This window comes from Turneriella parva DSM 21527, from assembly GCF_000266885.1.
GTDB lineage: Bacteria > Spirochaetota > Leptospiria > Turneriellales > Turneriellaceae > Turneriella > Turneriella parva.
The window spans coordinates 1,867,053-1,883,210 of the sequence record NC_018020.1 but is presented as its reverse complement, the minus strand read 5'-3'; the positions used below and the strand labels follow the sequence as shown (position 1 = coordinate 1,883,210).

The 16,158-nt window shown below is 55.0% G+C and carries 16 protein-coding genes; 8 read left to right on the top strand and 8 right to left on the bottom strand.

Features of this window, described 5'->3' with window-relative positions:
- Window positions 1–68 precede the first annotated feature (68 nt).
- Together TURPA_RS09155 and TURPA_RS09150 are read right to left on the bottom strand one after the other, a co-directional pair.
- Entirely contained in the window at window positions 69–485 is a 417-nt protein-coding gene (locus TURPA_RS09155; protein ID WP_014803018.1) for a type II toxin-antitoxin system VapC family toxin, read from the bottom strand.
- Window positions 478–714: a type II toxin-antitoxin system Phd/YefM family antitoxin gene (locus tag TURPA_RS09150; protein ID WP_014803017.1), complete on the bottom strand. Its 237-nt coding sequence runs from the start codon at window positions 712–714 to the stop codon at window positions 478–480. Before TURPA_RS09150 ends, TURPA_RS09155 begins: the two co-directional genes overlap by 8 nt.
- A 56-nt stretch (window positions 715–770) precedes the next feature.
- On the opposite strand from TURPA_RS09150, the gene TURPA_RS09145 reads away from it, so the two are divergent.
- Window positions 771–1,196, top strand: coding sequence for a hypothetical protein (locus TURPA_RS09145; RefSeq protein ID WP_014803016.1), 426 nt, complete (start codon window positions 771–773; stop codon window positions 1,194–1,196).
- Between the two features lie 37 nt (window positions 1,197–1,233).
- Complete coding sequence (locus TURPA_RS09140) at window positions 1,234–1,680, top strand: hypothetical protein (protein WP_014803015.1); 447 nt, start codon at window positions 1,234–1,236, stop codon at window positions 1,678–1,680.
- Here the strand turns inward: TURPA_RS09140 and TURPA_RS09135 are convergent, their stop codons facing one another.
- Window positions 1,681–2,940 carry a PQQ-dependent sugar dehydrogenase gene (locus TURPA_RS09135; RefSeq protein WP_014803014.1) on the bottom strand — a complete coding sequence of 420 codons (1,260 nt, stop codon included), beginning with the start codon at window positions 2,938–2,940 and terminating at the stop codon, window positions 1,681–1,683.
- A gap of 23 nt (window positions 2,941–2,963) precedes the next feature.
- Window positions 2,964–3,581, bottom strand: coding sequence for a MarC family protein (locus TURPA_RS09130; protein WP_014803013.1), 618 nt, complete (start codon window positions 3,579–3,581; stop codon window positions 2,964–2,966).
- A 65-nt stretch (window positions 3,582–3,646) separates the two neighbouring features.
- Here TURPA_RS09130 and TURPA_RS09125 point away from each other — a divergent pair, with 65 nt between their 5' ends.
- From TURPA_RS09125 to TURPA_RS09100, 6 genes are read left to right on the top strand one after another with little or no spacing between them, the layout of a single operon-like run.
- Window positions 3,647–4,603 (top strand): MBL fold metallo-hydrolase, encoded by a 957-nt coding sequence (locus tag TURPA_RS09125; RefSeq protein ID WP_041948426.1) that lies wholly within the window; start codon window positions 3,647–3,649, stop codon window positions 4,601–4,603.
- Window positions 4,600–7,113 carry a fibronectin type III domain-containing protein gene (locus TURPA_RS09120; RefSeq protein WP_014803011.1) on the top strand — a complete coding sequence of 838 codons (2,514 nt, stop codon included), beginning with the start codon at window positions 4,600–4,602 and terminating at the stop codon, window positions 7,111–7,113. Before TURPA_RS09125 ends, TURPA_RS09120 begins: the two co-directional genes overlap by 4 nt.
- Window positions 7,113–8,846 (top strand): hypothetical protein, encoded by a 1,734-nt coding sequence (locus TURPA_RS23400; RefSeq protein WP_014803010.1) that lies wholly within the window; start codon window positions 7,113–7,115, stop codon window positions 8,844–8,846. The genes TURPA_RS09120 and TURPA_RS23400 overlap by 1 nt, the downstream gene beginning before the upstream one ends.
- The gene (locus tag TURPA_RS21680) at window positions 8,839–10,035 is read left to right on the top strand and encodes a bifunctional folylpolyglutamate synthase/dihydrofolate synthase (RefSeq protein ID WP_014803009.1); all 1,197 of its coding nucleotides are present in this window, start codon (window positions 8,839–8,841) and stop codon (window positions 10,033–10,035) included. Before TURPA_RS23400 ends, TURPA_RS21680 begins: the two co-directional genes overlap by 8 nt.
- On the top strand, window positions 10,032–11,357 hold the full coding sequence (locus TURPA_RS09105; protein ID WP_014803008.1) for a HEAT repeat domain-containing protein: 1,326 nt from the start codon (window positions 10,032–10,034) through the stop codon (window positions 11,355–11,357). The genes TURPA_RS21680 and TURPA_RS09105 overlap by 4 nt, the downstream gene beginning before the upstream one ends.
- Entirely contained in the window at window positions 11,354–11,818 is a 465-nt protein-coding gene (locus TURPA_RS09100; protein WP_014803007.1) for a hypothetical protein, read from the top strand. The genes TURPA_RS09105 and TURPA_RS09100 overlap by 4 nt, the downstream gene beginning before the upstream one ends.
- A 39-nt stretch (window positions 11,819–11,857) precedes the next feature.
- Here TURPA_RS09100 and TURPA_RS09095 read toward each other — a convergent pair whose 3' ends face one another.
- The 4 genes from TURPA_RS09095 to TURPA_RS09080 form a co-directional block, all read right to left on the bottom strand.
- The gene (locus TURPA_RS09095) at window positions 11,858–12,874 is read right to left on the bottom strand and encodes a rod shape-determining protein (protein ID WP_014803006.1); all 1,017 of its coding nucleotides are present in this window, start codon (window positions 12,872–12,874) and stop codon (window positions 11,858–11,860) included.
- A 69-nt stretch (window positions 12,875–12,943) separates the two neighbouring features.
- Window positions 12,944–14,179, bottom strand: coding sequence for a Glu/Leu/Phe/Val family dehydrogenase (locus tag TURPA_RS09090; RefSeq protein ID WP_014803005.1), 1,236 nt, complete (start codon window positions 14,177–14,179; stop codon window positions 12,944–12,946).
- A gap of 62 nt (window positions 14,180–14,241) precedes the next feature.
- Window positions 14,242–15,168, bottom strand: a complete 927-nt coding sequence (locus TURPA_RS09085; protein WP_014803004.1) for an SPFH domain-containing protein — start codon at window positions 15,166–15,168, stop codon at window positions 14,242–14,244.
- A complete protein-coding gene (locus TURPA_RS09080) occupies window positions 15,165–16,115 on the bottom strand; it encodes an SPFH domain-containing protein (protein ID WP_014803003.1) in 951 nt (316 codons plus the stop codon). The genes TURPA_RS09085 and TURPA_RS09080 overlap by 4 nt, the downstream gene beginning before the upstream one ends.
- Window positions 16,116–16,158 lie beyond the last annotated feature (43 nt).

The following is a 16,158-nucleotide window of genomic DNA, read 5'->3' as shown; positions in this document are numbered from 1 at the left end:
ATAAACCACAAAGGGCACGGAGGTGCGCGGAGGAGAAACTCGCCGCGCATGACATTCTCAGAACTTCACTAATTCACGGGTAAACCAAGTTCACGCGCGGCCTGCAGTTGGTTTTCATCGAGAGAAATAAATTCTTCGAGACCGCCGTTTTTCATAAACCATTGTGCGGTACGCAGGTGCACCATGTCGGCTGATTTCGGAGTCCTAATCAGCGGAAAGTGGCGCGTCAGGCATAGATCGGGCGTAAAGTCACGCAAAAGGAAAGCCTCCTGGTCTTTGCGGATTTGTGTGTATGCCGATTCAAAATCAAGCGTGCTGATTTTTTCAAGACGCACCAAGTGCACAAGATTGCGCTCAGCTTCTATTAACAACAGCGTGCTCGAACAAAGTACGCGGTTCGAAAGCTTCTTCGTAACCGACGCAGCCTGCTTCTCGCCCAAGAGAACCGCGAGGTACGCAGAGGTGTCGAGATAAACTCTATTCACGATCAGCTGCAAGAATTTTCAGATACGCGCCGCCGGTATTCTTGACGACGGCCGCCTTCAGCCGGGCTTTACCCACGCTGCGGCCGATATGCAACCCCAAAGCAGTCGCAGGCGTGAGACGAATGAAGGGTTTATTGTGCTTGGTAATTTCGATGGTTTCGCCGCGTGCAGCGATATCGGCGAGAGTCGCCAGATTCTCTTTGAGCTCTTGCATGGGGGCGATTCGCATACTTAGAAAGTACGGAATTTAGTGCTATTTGACAATAAATTTAGTACTTTTTTCTCGTGCTATCCGCCAGCTTCGAAATCATCACTGTCGGCCTGCCTTTCTGCGCCTTCAAAATTCTTGCGGGCATTGCGCTCGGGCAGGTGTGGCTAACCTTCTGGGGGGCGCTCGATCTAGTGATCAACGTCGCGAACCTTCTGGCGCTGGTCATCAGCCGCCACCGCGCAACCGATGCGTGCGTGCTTTCGCTCGTCGTGCGGACTCTCAAAAAACCGACGAGCAATGAAAAGCCGCTATGGCAAGAGCTGGGCAACTCAATCGATGTTTTGCTTTCGTTCGCAATCGTCGCCTTCATGCTCGGGGGCGGCTTTCTGAAACTACTGGCGCCGGCGCAGCTGACGCTCTGGAATATTTCTGTGATTCTGAACGTGCTGGGTGCAGGTTCGATTCGGCTGTCGCAGTCGCTCACCAACATGAAACAATAACAGTTGTGGTCGCGAGCGAAACGGATTCTAAATTTTCATGCTAAGTATTTTCAGAATCGACCGTTTCTACAGTAGCACCCGGCGAGTTATCGCCTTGGTGTCTATAGCTGCGCTACTGGCGACGCAATGTACATCGTACCAGCTCATGTTCGGAGGAGTCTCGCACCACTTTACCCGAGAGTTTCGCGGCAAACCCTATAATGAGCTGCACCATACGGTCGGTTTTGGTGGCCGCAATGAATTTGCGAAAGGCTTCGTCGGTTGGAGCGCGCAATACATGAAAAACAGCTTCGATAACGATGCGCTCTACTTCACAGGCCAGCTCGGCTTTCGCAACATCACGCTGGGGCGCTTCACAAACTCGACGGGTTTTCTGATGGGTTTAGCAACCGGGTACGCCGACCGCTTCGGCCTGCGAAGCCAGAGCCCGATACCGCTCGCAGGTTTGGCCAACGACATGCGCCTTTATGACTTTTACTTATGACTATTTAGCCACCAGCCGAAAAATCTTTCCGCTGCCAAAATCGGCCGCATAAACATTGCCCGCAGCATCGCGCCCGAAACTTGAAATCAGCACCGGCCAGCGCCCGAGAGTGAAAACTTTCGTCACCTTCGTCTGCGCATTTTCAGGAAGATCGATCGCCCAGATGCGCCCGCTGACGAAATCGGCGAACACATATTTGTTCTTCAGCGCAGAGATCTCCGCGCCGGTATAAACATAACCACCGGTAAGCGATTGCCCTTCTTTGCGGCCATATTCATAAACGGGGTCCAGAAGTCCTTTCGTCTCGCAATTTTCTTTAGGTTCAAAACAGTGAAAGCCCTCGCGCCGGTTCCAGCCATAGTTGCCGCCCTTCTCGACGATGTCGATTTCTTCATACAGGTCTTGCCCGACATCGGCGACGATGAGCCGCCCTTTCGGGTCAAAGCTGTAGCGCCACGGGTTGCGAAACCCAATCGCCCAGGTCTCGGGCGCATAACGTGTATCGCCAACATGAGGATTGTCTTTCGGTATGGGGTAAGGCTTGCCGTTTACGTCTGGCTCGACCGAGATACGCAGCATGCTGCCGAGAAAAGTCAGCGGGTTTTGACCATGGCCCTTCGGGTCGTCTTTGAAACCGCCGTCGCCCCAACCGATGTAGAGCATACCGTCTGGCCCGAACGCGAGCTGGCCCGCGTTATGGTTCGCGTAGGGCTGCACGACGCGCATGAGAATACGTTCATCGCCGAGCGTAGCTTCTGCGAGATTTGCAGGTTTCGAGACAATCCATTCAGAAACACGGCTGACGTCTTTGCCGTTTTCATTCGCAACATAGTTGAGGTAGATCTTTCCGTTTGTCGCATAAGCCGGGTGAAACGCGACTCCGAGCAAACCTTCTTCAGCATTGGTAATGACATTAATTTTCGCAAGCGTGCCCATTGCCTTGCTTCTAAAATTAACCCATTTGAGAGCGCCGGTTTTTTCAGCGATGAGTGCGGTATCTTTTTCGACGGGTGAAAACTGAATGTCGACCGGCTGCGTAAAACCAGAGGCGATCTGTGCCAGATTCACCAGAATCTTCTCGCGTTGTATATCCGCATCGTTAAAACGCGGCTGCATGGCGTTAGGGTCACCCTCGACTTTGTAATTCTCTGCCGCCCCCAGAATGTGGATTATCTTAATCTTGATCTCTTCGGTAAAGAGCAGCACAGCCCCCCCGGTGAGCAACAGAATAGCGATCAAAATTTTCCATTTCAGTTTCATCTTTTGACTCCGGGTTAAGGCATTCAGTTGACCATTGAGAGCACGCCGCGCCGCACCATCATGACGGCAATCGAAGCGAGCAGCAGGCTGGTGATTTTAGAAAGAGCGGCCGAACCCTCGTCGCCGAGCACTTTCGTGACAAGTGGTGCTTGCAGAAACAGCAGACCCGCGATTACGATATTGACGGCAAGCGATATGAGGGTGACTGTATAGCCATATTCATTCGCCATCAGAACGCAGGTCGTGATGAGCGCTGGGCCGGCAACCATGGGGGTACCGAGCGGCACTACGCCCATGGCGCCGCTGTCGTCATCGTGATTATGGCGCGCACCCATGACGTCGAGAATTGCCAGAATAAAAAGTATAACTCCCCCCGCGACCATGAAGTCGAACACAGTGATGCCCATAAAACGAAAGATCGCCTTGCCCATGACGGTAAAAATCGCCGTGAGCACGAAGGCTGTGATCATCGAAAGCGCGACGATACGGCGCCGCTCGGCGTTCTTGCGTTTGCGGGTCATGCCGACGAAAATGGGCAGAATACCGACAGCATCTGTCGCGACAAAAATAGGGATAAACGTGACAACAATGGCCCTGAGAAACTCTTCCATCAGGGAAACTTCGCCAAAACGCCGTGCCATGCACACCGTTTTAGCGAAGGCACAAAAAACCTTGCTGACGCGTTCGCCCTATGAAATCGGGAGCGATGTTCATTCGCTTTTGGGGGGTGCGGGGCTCGCTCGCCACCGCAATTACCGCCCGTCAGGTCGAAGACAAAATACGTAAGGTGCTCGAACTCGCGAGCCCTGCCGACCTGCTGTCGCGCGAAGCGATCGAGAACTTCATCGGCAATCTGCCATTTTCGGTGCGCGGTACCTATGGCGGCAACACGACCTGCGTAGAAATTCAGACCAGCGAAAACAAGACCATCGTTGTCGATGCCGGCACTGGCCTCAGGGGCCTCGGTAACGCTCTCATGTCGCGCGGCAAAATGACCGGCAGCGACGACATGGCATTCTTTTTCACGCACTCGCATTGGGACCACATTCAGGGTCTTATGTTTTTTGTGCCGATATTTATCCCGGGCAACAAACTGAACTTTTACTCGTGCTTTCCCGACATCGAAGCGCGTCTGCGCTACCAGATGATTACGACGCATTTTCCGCTGACATTCGACGAGCTCAGCGCGCAGAAGTCGTTCACGCATTTCGAAGAGACGGGTAGCGTCGATGTCTACGGCCTGAACGTCTCGGCAAAATCGGTGAGGCACCCAGGCGGATGTTACTCTTACAAATTTAAACAGCCGAATGGCAAAACTTTTGTCTTTTGTTCTGATGCAGAATTTAACCTCGAAACGCTCGAAGATATTGGCCCTTACATCGATTATTTTTTTGGTGCGGATGTATTGGTGTTCGACACACAATATACCTTTGAAGAAAGTTTGCAGAAAATTGACTGGGGCCACTCGTCTGCTGCGATTGCCACAGACATCGCCATCAAGAGTGAGGTCAAAAAATTGGTACTCTACCACCACGACCCGTCTTACGACGACCAAAAGATGGATAACGTGCTGCTTCAGGCAATCAAGTACAAGAGCATGATGGCGCCGAATCATCCGTTACAGATTATGGCGGCATACGAGGGACTCGAAATCGAATTATGACAAAGTGGATACTGCGTATCCACCTTGTCGTAGTTATTGGCACGGTATTCGCCGAGCCGATCGGCTGGGGCGACCCAGTGCTTGTCGACCGGCGCGCTGACGAATATGCAACCTGTTGCCATGAAGGTGAGAGTCGTCTCTATGCGGTCACGGCCTCGTTGAAGGCGCCATTTGCCAAGAATGTAGCCACCGAAGCCGAGATCGCAATCGTTTACAGCGACATGGGTAAATTCACGCGGCGGGTTGTGGCCGACGTGACGCTCGGCCCGGCAGAGCAGCAGTTTCCGCTGCACCCTTCGATCTCGGTGCTCGCGAATGAAATTCTTATCTCATGGCAAGAGACTTTGCCGCAGGGTGGCGCCTCAGGCATCTATTATGTATACAGTGCTTCGGGCGTCGAAGGGCTTTCGCCGAAGCAGGTGCTACCGGCAACCGCGGGTAAGCTCAACGCAATTCTGCCGCTGGCGAAAATGACCGGTACAGGCAAGCACATTATCTTCTATCAAGAGCCCGCTGGAACGAACCGGTTTCGGCTCACGGCGGCAAACGGCGCTGGTGGCCAGTTTTATGGCACAACAACAGTGGCAGAAATCAGCGGTGCGACGCGGGGCGCGCTTTTCCCTGCGGTGCTGCGCCGCGGCAACCGCCTCGATATATTATACCAGAACCGCGCCGAATCGACACTGATCGACGACATCTTTCGCTCATTCAGCCTCGACGGCGGCGCCAGCTGGGCGGGCAACGTGCGCATCACTTCAAACGGCGCACAGAATTTTTCAGCGAGAATGACGGATGCAAAGGATAAGCTTATCTTCGTTTGGCAGAGCAACCCTGACAAAGTCTGGTCGATTTTTGCCGCACCTGAGGGACAAGAGCCGCTGCGCGTCAGCGAGAATGCCGCGCCGAGTTATCTGCCGGCCATCGTGGCGGGTTCAGACACGGTCGTGACCGCGTGGCAAGATACACGCAATGGCGCGCCGCAGATATATGCACGGTTTATCGATCGTCCAGATAACCCTTTTGTGGGTGTCGACCACCGCGTAACGCGCGACGGCATCGCCGCCCGCCCGCTTGAGTTTGCGCGCATCGGCGCTCGCCCTTACCTCTTTTATGGTTGCGGCCCGGCGCTCTGCCTGCGCGAGACCGACACCACAGCAGACCCTGTGGGTATTTTCTCGCGCACGCACGCCCTCGGAAAAATTTCAAAAGCGAGCGATGCCGTCTTTCAGTGGCCAAAACCCAACGACATATCGGGTATCGAAAGTTATGCGTGGGTGATCGACGACCAAAAAGAAACTGACCCCGATCTTTATAACCTGAATGCGCGCGCGACGCAGATCACGATACCGGGCCTCAACGGCGGCGCTTATTATCTGCACATCAAATACCGCGACAAGGCGGGCAATGTCTCGCCGGTGAAGCATTACCCGTTTGTCGTCGATTCGATACCCCCGAGTCGGCCGATTATCACGAGCACGACGCACGAGAATGGCATTCCCGATTCGCGCCAAGATGTCGTGATCAGGTTCAGCGCGGCCGACGACAGCGGCATACAGACGTACCGTTACGCGTTTGCAGAAAAACTACCGCGTCAATTCACCGAAACGACGAGCTCGACAGAACTTGCATTCAGCAATGTGCCGGTGGGCAAGTACATCTTCGCCGTAGAAGCCGTCGACCTGGGGGGCAATGTTTCTGAGCGTGCGTTTTACCGTGTCGAGATCGGGGCGAACGAGCGAAACGACCTGACGATTCGCCACAATGCCGAAGCCGATGTTATCACGCGACCCGACATCACATTCACGATTGAAGACAACGGCGCGCGGGGCATCGCCGAAGTTTACCAACAGTCTGGCTTCGACATTCGTGACCCTTTTAAGGGCAAAAAGGCACCGATCGAGGCAAACGAAAACATCTATACGGTGCGGCTCAAGAACCTCGAGCGGGGCATCAGCGTAATCTCGCTCGGCATCGTTTACGCCGACGGCACCCGCGCGGCGCCGCGCCACTTCTACTTCGACTCGAACGACCCGCGGGCGCGCAAGAAATTTCAATTTACTGACATTGATTATGAAAAGGTGGTCATGCCCAAAGAGCGCGACGCCATTCAGGTGGGCGGCAGGGCAGAACTGATCAGCTCGAAATTTGACCGAGGCATTTTAGAAATCCGCCTTGATTACCGGCCGCCGAAGAAAGTAAAAGTCAAAGGTTTCGTGTGGGAGATAGCAAGTGCAGAGCGCATACCGCAGGGTGAAATCAATTTCTCCGCACCCGTCGAATACATCTACCTGCAGAAGCCAGGCAATTATTTTCTGAATGCCAAGACGCTGTTTAAAGGGCCCGAGAGACAGCAGTTTACCTATGACTCGCGCGTCATTGAAGTACCCGATGTGCGCAAAGAGTTTCGCCGCCAGGTTTACCAGGCACTCGGTATCGCGCTTGCAGTGCTGGCGTTGCTCGCTCTGTGGCAACGTAAACGCATTGCGTTCTATGCAGGGGCATGGGCGTGATGCGGCGGCTGGTTCTTCTTGCGGTTATTTGTGCGACACTGCCGCTCGCACCGCAGGCAACCGGTGAATGGCCGATCGCCAACCTGCGCCTGATACGCACGCAGTGGTCATCGTGGATAGCCCGCTTCTTCGCAATCGACGACCAGCAGAATCTCATCTATGGCCGGGTCGCCGACCAAAAATATTCGCTGCAGCGGGTGCACCAGTTTCGCCGCGTCCCTGACCTGCTGAAGCATTTTCCCATGGAAGACGGCGATCTGATCGTCAGCGTCTACAACCTCGAGAAGATTATCTCGTTTGTCGCATTCGATTTTGCCGGGCAGATGAAATACTCGAACGAATTTGCGCTCGGCTACAACGTCTACGATGTCGATGCGCGCGTGAACATCGTCGCGGGCAATCCGTCTTGCCTGTTCTATGCTTATAACAATAAGAACTATTCGATCAAATACTGGAGTGAGAACCGCACGACAGATATTATGGTCAGCCGTGACCCAATCGAGCTTATGTTCTTGCAATGGACCGACGGGGGTGTCAACTACGTCTCTTCGTCACCTTCAGGCCACACGTGGACAACCTGGAAAGACGGCGACTACCGCTCTTACCAGCTGCCCTTTCCCGTGAAGAGCGCGCGCTTCTATCGTTTTCGCAACACGATTCATCTGATCGGCCTCGATCTCGAGGGCGCTTTGTGGCAGTTCAACATCGGCGGCAACGAACTGAGACGCAACATGCTCATAAAAGACCCGCGGCTCACTTATGTCGATCGCGTGATTCCCGTCAATTTCAATAAAGAGCTGAATATTCTGCTGACGGCCGATCACCTGCCCTCGGCGTATCGGCTGATATTCGATGACTTTCCGGTGCCGAGGCGCAAGCTGCGGCTCGAAGAAAGAAAGCTTTTCTGGCCGGGGCACATCTACCCGATGATCGACAATACGAACCAGCTCACTTTTCTGCTCGAGACCGAGATTCGCCATATTTTTCTCGAAACCTGGAACGCGCCGACGGCAGTCATCAGCGACATCGACTGGCGCCTCGACGTGAAGCGCAACCCACCGGTGATGCTCGTGAATTGGGCAACGCCTAAGGGCAGCGAATATGCTTACCGCTATCTGCTCGACCAGAACCAGAGCACCGAGCCCCTGAACGAAACCAAACTTATACCCTCGAACACGCTGCAGTTCGCCGCGCGTAAAGAAGGCACGTACGTGCTGCATATGCAGGTGCGCAACCTGCGCACGGGTTCTTTTTCGCGCGTTTACCATATACCTATCGAATGGCAGTACGCCCCGCCCGAACCCGAGGTCATTTTGCGGGGGCAAATTGCCCCGCGCATGGTAGGCCCTGGCATGGCAGAATTTCTGATTCAAAACCTGAACCCCGGCAGCTATTACGCTGAAGTCGACACCAAGCCCGATACGATACCCAAACGGCCGGTGGCCGCATCGTCGGGGCGTATCGGCTTCAGAATTAAGGCAGCGGGCAGGTATTACCTGCACATCGCGATGCGCGACGAGCGCAGCCGCGTGCTGGGGCCGGCGCACCACTACCTCTTTTTCGTGTCTCCGTTCGATGCCGACAAAGATAAGGCACTCTCTGAAAATAATTTTCGCATCGAAGAGATCAAGCGCATCAAGCGCAAGATTGAAGCTGCAAAGGGCGACCCGGCCGCGACACACCTGTGGATTAACCGCTTGCAAGAGATTGAGGCACAGCTCAAGAGTGAATAGCCGTATCGAGCTACCAGACCCGGCACCCGAAGAAAAAGAAATTCTCGAATTCTTTAGCGCGCGCAATTTCGAACGCAGCCGCCGGTTCGCTAAGGGAGCGTATGACCCGGCGATTCTGCGTCAACATCTGGCGGCAAGGGGAGATCCTCAGTTTTCATACAAGACGATACACGTCGCCGGCACGGTCGGTAAGGGCAGCACAACGAACTATCTGGCGCGCGGACTCGTGTCGCTCGGCAAGAAGACCGGAACTTACCTGTCGCCCCATTTCGTGAGCCTCAAAGAGCGCATTCTGGTAAACGACAGACCGATAACAGACGGGCAGCTGGCCCACGCATGGGGGCAGCTGCTGGCAGCCGGCAACCTCGAGACGCTTTCTTTTTTCGACGCGATGACTGCGATGGCTTTTGAAATCTTTGCCGACGAGCGGGTCGATTATGCGGTGATCGAGACGGGGCTCGGCGGCAGGCTCGACTCGACAAACAACCTGCACTCAGAGTTCAGCGTCATCACGCGCATCGGCCTCGACCACCAGCAGATTCTGGGCGACACCATTGACGCCATCGCACGCGAAAAGGCCGGTATCATCAAGCCAGGGCGGCGCGTCTATACGTGTACGCAGATCGACGCCGCGCTCGAGGTCTTGCGTAGCGTCTGCGCAGATGTTGGTTCAGAGTTAGTGGTCATCGGCGACAACGGCAGCGACTTCACCGAACGCAATCGCCATCTGGCGCGTGAGATTCTGACGCGGGAATTTTCGCCCGATGCTGCGGGTATCGCGGCAATAACAAAGGCGCTCGAGCAGCCGGTGTTCGGCAGGTTCAGCATCTTGCGTTCTGAACCGCGAATCATTTTTGACTCGGGTCATAACGACGCGGCGATGCAGGCACTTGCCGAGATAGTTAATCGACAGCCTGAATCGCAATACAATTTTTTTCTCAACACCATGGTTGAGCGTGACTTGGCGCAATTCTTCAGCCGCTTGGCGGCAACCCTCGGCGGCAAAGCGAGGTTTTTTCTTTTTAGCATGCGCTCGCCAGGCTATTACGCGGCAGAGAACTCTCCCTCAGGTATCGAAGCCCACTCAGATGAGCAGATCAGTGCCATCTTGAAAGATCGGGAGGCACTCCATGTCTTCGCGGGCAGCATGGGTATTTACGCAGAACTCAGAGCGAGGTTCGGTCTGTGAAGCGTCTGACATTTGTGGCAACATTCACCCTGCTTTGCCAGTACAGTATCAGCGCCGCAGGTGCCTTCGACGCAGCGATTGCTGCCGATGACCATTCGCGGGCACTCGAGATTTTTGCAGGCGCCGAGCCTAACGAAGAAGACGGCGAAAAACTCGTCGAATGGTTTGCCGCAGCTAAAGAAAAGCAGCGCAAAAAACTGACACGGGTCATCGTCGAAAAGCAGCGCCATGATGCGATTGCCGGCAAACACGTGCACAACGAACTCTTGCGCATGATCAAAGAGAACAGGGTTGAAGACGACACCGACTACGCCGAACTCTGCCTCAAAGCGGCTGGCCCCAATAAAAACCCCGATCTCATTTATACGATCGCTCCTTTTCTGGTGCACCCGCAGGCGGTGCTAAGGGCCGAGGCGAACCGCGCGGTCGCCATACGCCGTGATGAGCGTATCTACCCCCTGATCGGCCAGCTGCTCGCTGCCGAAAACGCCATAGACAAAATCTACGCCATGGAAACACTGCTCGCCCTCAAAGATGAGCGGGCCGTGCCACTGCTGTTGTTGCAGTTATCGAACCCCAACAAGAATGTACGCTATTTTGCGCTGAAAACCCTCGAAGCGATCGGCTCAGACAAGGCGCAATTTGGCGTGATCAACCTCGCGCAGAACGAGGCCGACGAAGAGGTTCGGCTGAAGGCCGTTGAAATTCTGCGGCAGTTCAAAACAGGCCCTGTTTTTTCGGCTGTGCAGCGCCTGATAAGCGATAACAAACTTGCGGTACGGGCGAAAGCGCTCGAATCGGCGCTTGCCCAGAACGACAAACGTTATGCCCATGCGATATCAGAACACCTCGCCCGCGAAACAGACATGGCGCAGAAACACGCGCTGCTGCGGGCGCTGCTGAGCCTCGGTTCGGGCGGCGGCATGAATGGCGTGCTGGCGCTACTGAAAAAAGAGACAGACACCGAACTGCTGCTCTGGTCTGTGCATGCCTGCATTCGCTTTGGCGAGCAACGCTGCGCCGAACCGCTGTCGCACCTTGTGGCAACCAACGCAGACGAAACGATAGTGCTCGAAGGCGTGGTGGCGTTGGGGGCCTTCAAACAAAAGAAACACCTGCCACAGCTACTCGGTCTCGTCGCCGACCCGGCGCGCGCACAGCTGATTCGCTCTGCCGCACTGATTTCGGTTTCGCAGTTCGACAGCGAGGCCGCGATTCAGCCGCTGTTCGTGACCTACGATAGTGAAAAAGACCAGTCGATTCGCGTACAGATAAAAGGTTATCTGGTCGATCTCATGAAACGCAAGCTGCCAAAACTATGAACAACCAGTGCCGCTTTATTCTGCTGCTCGAATACGAAGGCGACGACGAACTGATTCAGGCGATCGCCACTATCGAAAAGAACCTGCCCGGTTATGACTATGCTTCGAGACCGCTACCGATCGCCGGGCAGAAACAGGGCTTTAAGTTTGTGGCAGTCAAAGAGCTCAGGCGGATTGCGACGTTCGAGAAGTTTGCACGCAAAGTTTTCAGCCTGCAGTCAAAAACTTATGGCGTAAGGTTGATACCTGGCTACGTCAGCCACACCAATGTTGTCACTGCGGCATATGCACCCTCGGCAGGTGCAATCTTCTTCGACGATGAGTTATTTCTGAAAGCGCAGCTCGTGCTGTCGGGCAAAGTGCTCGCAAGCCACACGCTGAGTGACGAAACTTTTCGCGATCGCCGTACAGGGCTTTACCTGAACGATGTGTGGCAGTTAGTCAAAGGGGCGACGAAGTAAATTTGGATTTCGGCCAGAGGCCGAAATCGAAATTTGAACTCAGCGCCCCTTCAAATACTTCAATTCTTCGAGATATTTGCCCGTACCTTCGACCACGCAGTTGAGCGGGTTCTCGGCACGAATCACCGGTACGCCGGTTTCTTTCGAGATATGCTTATCGAGGCCTTTCAAGAGGCAGCCACCACCGGTCATGACGATGCCGCGCTCGACGATGTCGGCCGCAAGCTCAGGGGGAGTTTTCTCGAGCGCAATTTTTGTCGCTTCGACGATTGCATCGATCGGTTCTTTCAGCGCCTTACGCACTTCGGTGCTGTCGATCACGACAGTGCGCGGCAACCCCGTGCCGGCGTCGCGACCCTTAAGTTCGAACGTTTCGGTTTTTTTCTCGGGCATAGCATTGCCGATCGCGAGTTTAATCTCTTCAGCGGTGCGCTCGCCGATAATGAGGTTGTGGTGCAGACGCAGGTGCTTGATGATCGCTTCGTCGAATTCGTCGCCGCCGATACGAATACTGTCGGCGATCACCATACCGCCGAGTGAAATGACTGCAATCTCAGTCGTGCCACCGCCGATATCGATGATCATGTTACCCGCAGGTTCGTGCACGGGAATCTTGGCGCCCAGCGCGGCTGCAAAAGCTTCGTCGATCAAGAAGATGTCGCGCGCACCTGCCTGTTCGGCAGACTCACGTACCGCCCGGCGCTCCACCTCGGTGATGCCCGAGGGCACACCGATCACGATGCGGGGCTTTACCAGCGTCGCTCGGTTGTGCACTTTGTTGATAAAGTAACGAATCATCTTTTCGACGGTTTCAAAGTCGGCGATAACACCGTCTTTCATCGGGCGAATCGCCACGATTTCACCCGGAGTACGGCCGAGCATTCGCTTCGCCTCTTGCCCTACTGCGAGCACCTTGCCGGTCGACGCCTGAATCGCGACCACCGAAGGTTCTGAGAGCACGATGCCCTGGCCTTTGACATATACCAGCGTGTTCGCGGTACCGAGGTCGATGCCCATGTCGTTCGAAAAGAGAGAGTGAAACCAGTCAAATATCATATATACCTTTAATCAGGCTAACCTTCGCCACTAAACAAGCTGACAACCAAAAAGGCTTTTGGCCAACATTCAATGAAACCCGCGCAGGGTCGTCGCTGCGGCGACGCGTTTTATTGCCAGTAGAAACGCTGCAGTGCGCAAATCGACATTGTTTTCACGTGCGAGCGACCAGACACTGCGGCAAGCTTCGGTCATTTTCAGCTCGAGCTCGGCATTCACTTTCAGCTCGCTCCAGGCCGCGCGCTGCGCGTTTTGCACCCATTCAAAATACGATACGGTGACGCCACCCGCGTTACAAAGAATATCGGGTATCAGCACGACCCCCTTTTGCCGAAGCATTTCATCTGCCTCTGGGGTGACCGGGTGGTTGGCAGCTTCGGCGATAAACTTTGCGCGCACGCGGCCAGCGTTTTCTGCGGTGAGAACTCCCCCTAAAGCGGCCGGCACCAATACGTCGCAATCTAACGCGAGCAAATCGGCGTTGGTAATTTTTTCGCCTGCAGTTTTTGAGTAGGATCTATCGCCCTTCTGGTACTCTGCCCAAATCGCTTCGGCGTCGAGGCCCTTCTGGTTGTAGATCCCCGTCTGGCTGTTCGTCACTGCAATGATGCGGCCGCCTTCTGCTGCGATGAGCCTGGCGGCCCAGGTACCCACATTGCCAAAGCCCTGAACAGCGAAGGTCTTGCCGGTAATTTCACCTGCCCCTGCGAGGCGCAGAATTTCACGAATCGCAAATAAGGTGCCCCGGCCGGTCGCCGCATCGCGCCCGAGCGAGCCGCCGAGCTCAAGCGGTTTGCCGGTCACGACGCCGGGCGCGAAGCCATGCAGCAGTTCGAACTCGTCGACGAACCAGGCCATTTCAGTCGCCGAAGTGCCGACGTCGGGCGCGGGTATGTCTTTGTCGGGGCCGATAACTTCGTGCAGCGCGCGAACGAGCGCGCGCGTGAGGCGCTGTTTTTCATTCGCAGAAAGTTCGCCCGGCCGGCACAGCACAGCGCCCTTGGCCCCGCCGAAGGGAATATTCACGACTGCGGTTTTCCAGGTCATGAGCGAGGCGAGCGAGCGCACCTCGTCGAGGTTTACCTCATGGTGGTAACGAATGCCACCCTTGAAAGGCCCGCGTGAATTGTCGTGCTGCACGCGATAACCTGTAAAGGTCTCGGTGCGCCCGTTGTCGAGCTGCACGCTCAGCTTGCACTGCAGCTCGCGGCGCGGCGAGAGCAGATTTCGCTGAACCGCTTCGCCGAGCTTTGCAACCGCGAATGCTTTTGAAAGAAAGAAGTTGGTTTGTTCAAAGGGGGACATCGAGTTGTTTCCTTAAGTTAGGAAACAACACGATGTCTATTCAGGGCAGAAACAAGATTAGACTAACTTTCTTTGTTAGCTGAAGACTTGAGGCCCAGCGCCGCGAGCTGCTCGTCGAGCCGCGTCAGGTCAGACGGAATGATCACCGTCGCGTCTTTGCGCGCCACGCCTGAGAGTTTGTTCAGGTATGACTCGGTAAGTCTCAGCGCCATCGCCTGGTTGCCGCCGGGTTCGCGTACCGCGGCGGCGACCGATTCAATAGCCTGCGCAGTTGCATTCGCGAGCGCCTCAATTTCTTTCGCGCGGCCCTCGGCTTCGTTGATACGACGCTGTTTTTCACCTTCAGAACGGTTCACGAGTTCGGTCATGAGACCTTCTGAATTGTTGATATTCGACTGCATGTCGCCTTCTGAGCGGGCAATCTGCGCGCGGCGTTCACGCTCGGCAGTCATTTGGCGCTCCATCGCATTCTTCACCGACACCGGCGGCACAATGTTCTTGATTTCGTAACGCAACACCCTGATACCCCAGGTTTGCCCGACTTCTGAGAGCACGCTGACGATCTTCTGGTTAATCATCTCGCGCTCTTCGAACGTGCGGTCGAGGTCAAGCGTGCCCATGACCGAACGAATTGTCGTCTGCGCAAGCTGCACGGTCGCCTGGCGAAAATCGGTTACGCCATAGCTGGCGAGCATCGGGTCGGTTACCATCATGTAGATCACCCCGTCGACTTCGACCTTCACGTTATCGTGCGTGAAGCAGTCTTGCGGCGGCACAGTCATCGCCTCTTCTTTGAGGTCTTGAATGTAAGTGACCTTGTCGATGAATGGAATCAGCACGTGAAAGCCGCTGAGCAGGGTCTTATGGTACTTGCCCAGCCGCTCGACGATTGCCGCGACGCGCGGGGGAATAATGCGCACCGAGCGCACAAGCTTAAAGAGAAAATAGACGAATAAACCGCCCCAGACAATAATATCAAACGGATTCATTTTGCGCTCCTGGGTTGTTGTGTTGCCGGTTTGGCGGCCTCTGCTGTCTGGCCGGTCAGCGTCGATAGCCCCTGAAAGTATGCCTGCAGCTCGGCGATGCGGCCTGGCACGACAGAAATTTTCGAGTGCGCGAGCACTTTGCCGAATTCTTCGAGAAACTGTTCGACAATGCGCATCTTGACCGCTGACGCGCCACCCGGCTGGCCGATCGCCTGAGCGATGCGCTTGAGTCCGTTGGCAGTCGCGTCAGCAACGAGAGTGATCTCTTTACTGCGGCCTTCGGCTTCGTTGATGCGCTTCTGCTTTTCACCTGTCGAAACATTGATCGCGGCCTGTTTCTCGCCTTCTGAAACATTGATACGCGCCTGTTTTTCGCCCTGTGCGAGCGTAATGTCAGCGCGCTTCTGCCGCTCGGCTTCCATCTGTTTTTCCATGGTGTTCATCATGTTCGCAGAGGGTTCAATAGTGCGTATCTCGTAGCGAATAAACTTAATGCCCCACGGCTCAGAGGCTTTGTCGATCTCCATCACGATCTTGTCGTTAATTTTGTCCCGCTCGCGAAAGGTATCGTCGAGCGCCATTTTGCCGATTTCAGAGCGCATGGTCGTCTGCGCGAGCGAAATGACGGCTGCATGGTAGTTGCTGATGCCATAACTCGCCTTCTGCGCATCGACGACCTTGAGGTAGACAACGCCGTCGACATCGACTTCGACGTTATCGCGCGTGATACAGCGCTGTTTGGGTATGTCGATGACCTGTTCACGCGCATCGTGCACGTACGCAATGCGGTCGATGAAGGGCACAATAAAGTGAAAGCCCGGCTTTAAGACACCCTTAAAGGCGCCAAGCCTCTCTTTAACCGCAAGCGCGCGCATGGGTATAATACGAAACATGCGCAGCACCAAAAAGAAGATGCCCAGCACGAGAATAGTGGCAAAGTTTTCCATGTGGCTGTTTATCCCATGCGAGCGTCATGTCAAACGCATTGCA

What these genes read in the sequence shown, in the direction of transcription:
- TURPA_RS09150 (WP_014803017.1), bottom strand. Translation starts at nt 714, where the DNA reads ATGCGAATCGCCCCCATGCAAGAGCTCAAAGAGAATCTGGCGACTCTC.
- TURPA_RS09140 (WP_014803015.1), top strand. Translation starts at nt 1,234, where the DNA reads ATGCTAAGTATTTTCAGAATCGACCGTTTCTACAGTAGCACCCGGCGA.
- TURPA_RS09135 (WP_014803014.1), bottom strand. Translation starts at nt 2,940, where the DNA reads ATGAAACTGAAATGGAAAATTTTGATCGCTATTCTGTTGCTCACCGGG.
- TURPA_RS09130 (WP_014803013.1), bottom strand. Translation starts at nt 3,581, where the DNA reads ATGGCACGGCGTTTTGGCGAAGTTTCCCTGATGGAAGAGTTTCTCAGG.
- TURPA_RS09125 (WP_041948426.1), top strand. Translation starts at nt 3,647, where the DNA reads ATGTTCATTCGCTTTTGGGGGGTGCGGGGCTCGCTCGCCACCGCAATT.
- TURPA_RS09120 (WP_014803011.1), top strand. Translation starts at nt 4,600, where the DNA reads ATGACAAAGTGGATACTGCGTATCCACCTTGTCGTAGTTATTGGCACG.
- TURPA_RS23400 (WP_014803010.1), top strand. Translation starts at nt 7,113, where the DNA reads ATGCGGCGGCTGGTTCTTCTTGCGGTTATTTGTGCGACACTGCCGCTC.
- TURPA_RS09100 (WP_014803007.1), top strand. Translation starts at nt 11,354, where the DNA reads ATGAACAACCAGTGCCGCTTTATTCTGCTGCTCGAATACGAAGGCGAC.
- TURPA_RS09095 (WP_014803006.1), bottom strand. Translation starts at nt 12,874, where the DNA reads ATGATATTTGACTGGTTTCACTCTCTCTTTTCGAACGACATGGGCATC.
- TURPA_RS09090 (WP_014803005.1), bottom strand. Translation starts at nt 14,179, where the DNA reads ATGTCCCCCTTTGAACAAACCAACTTCTTTCTTTCAAAAGCATTCGCG.
- TURPA_RS09085 (WP_014803004.1), bottom strand. Translation starts at nt 15,168, where the DNA reads ATGAATCCGTTTGATATTATTGTCTGGGGCGGTTTATTCGTCTATTTT.
- TURPA_RS09080 (WP_014803003.1), bottom strand. Translation starts at nt 16,115, where the DNA reads ATGGAAAACTTTGCCACTATTCTCGTGCTGGGCATCTTCTTTTTGGTG.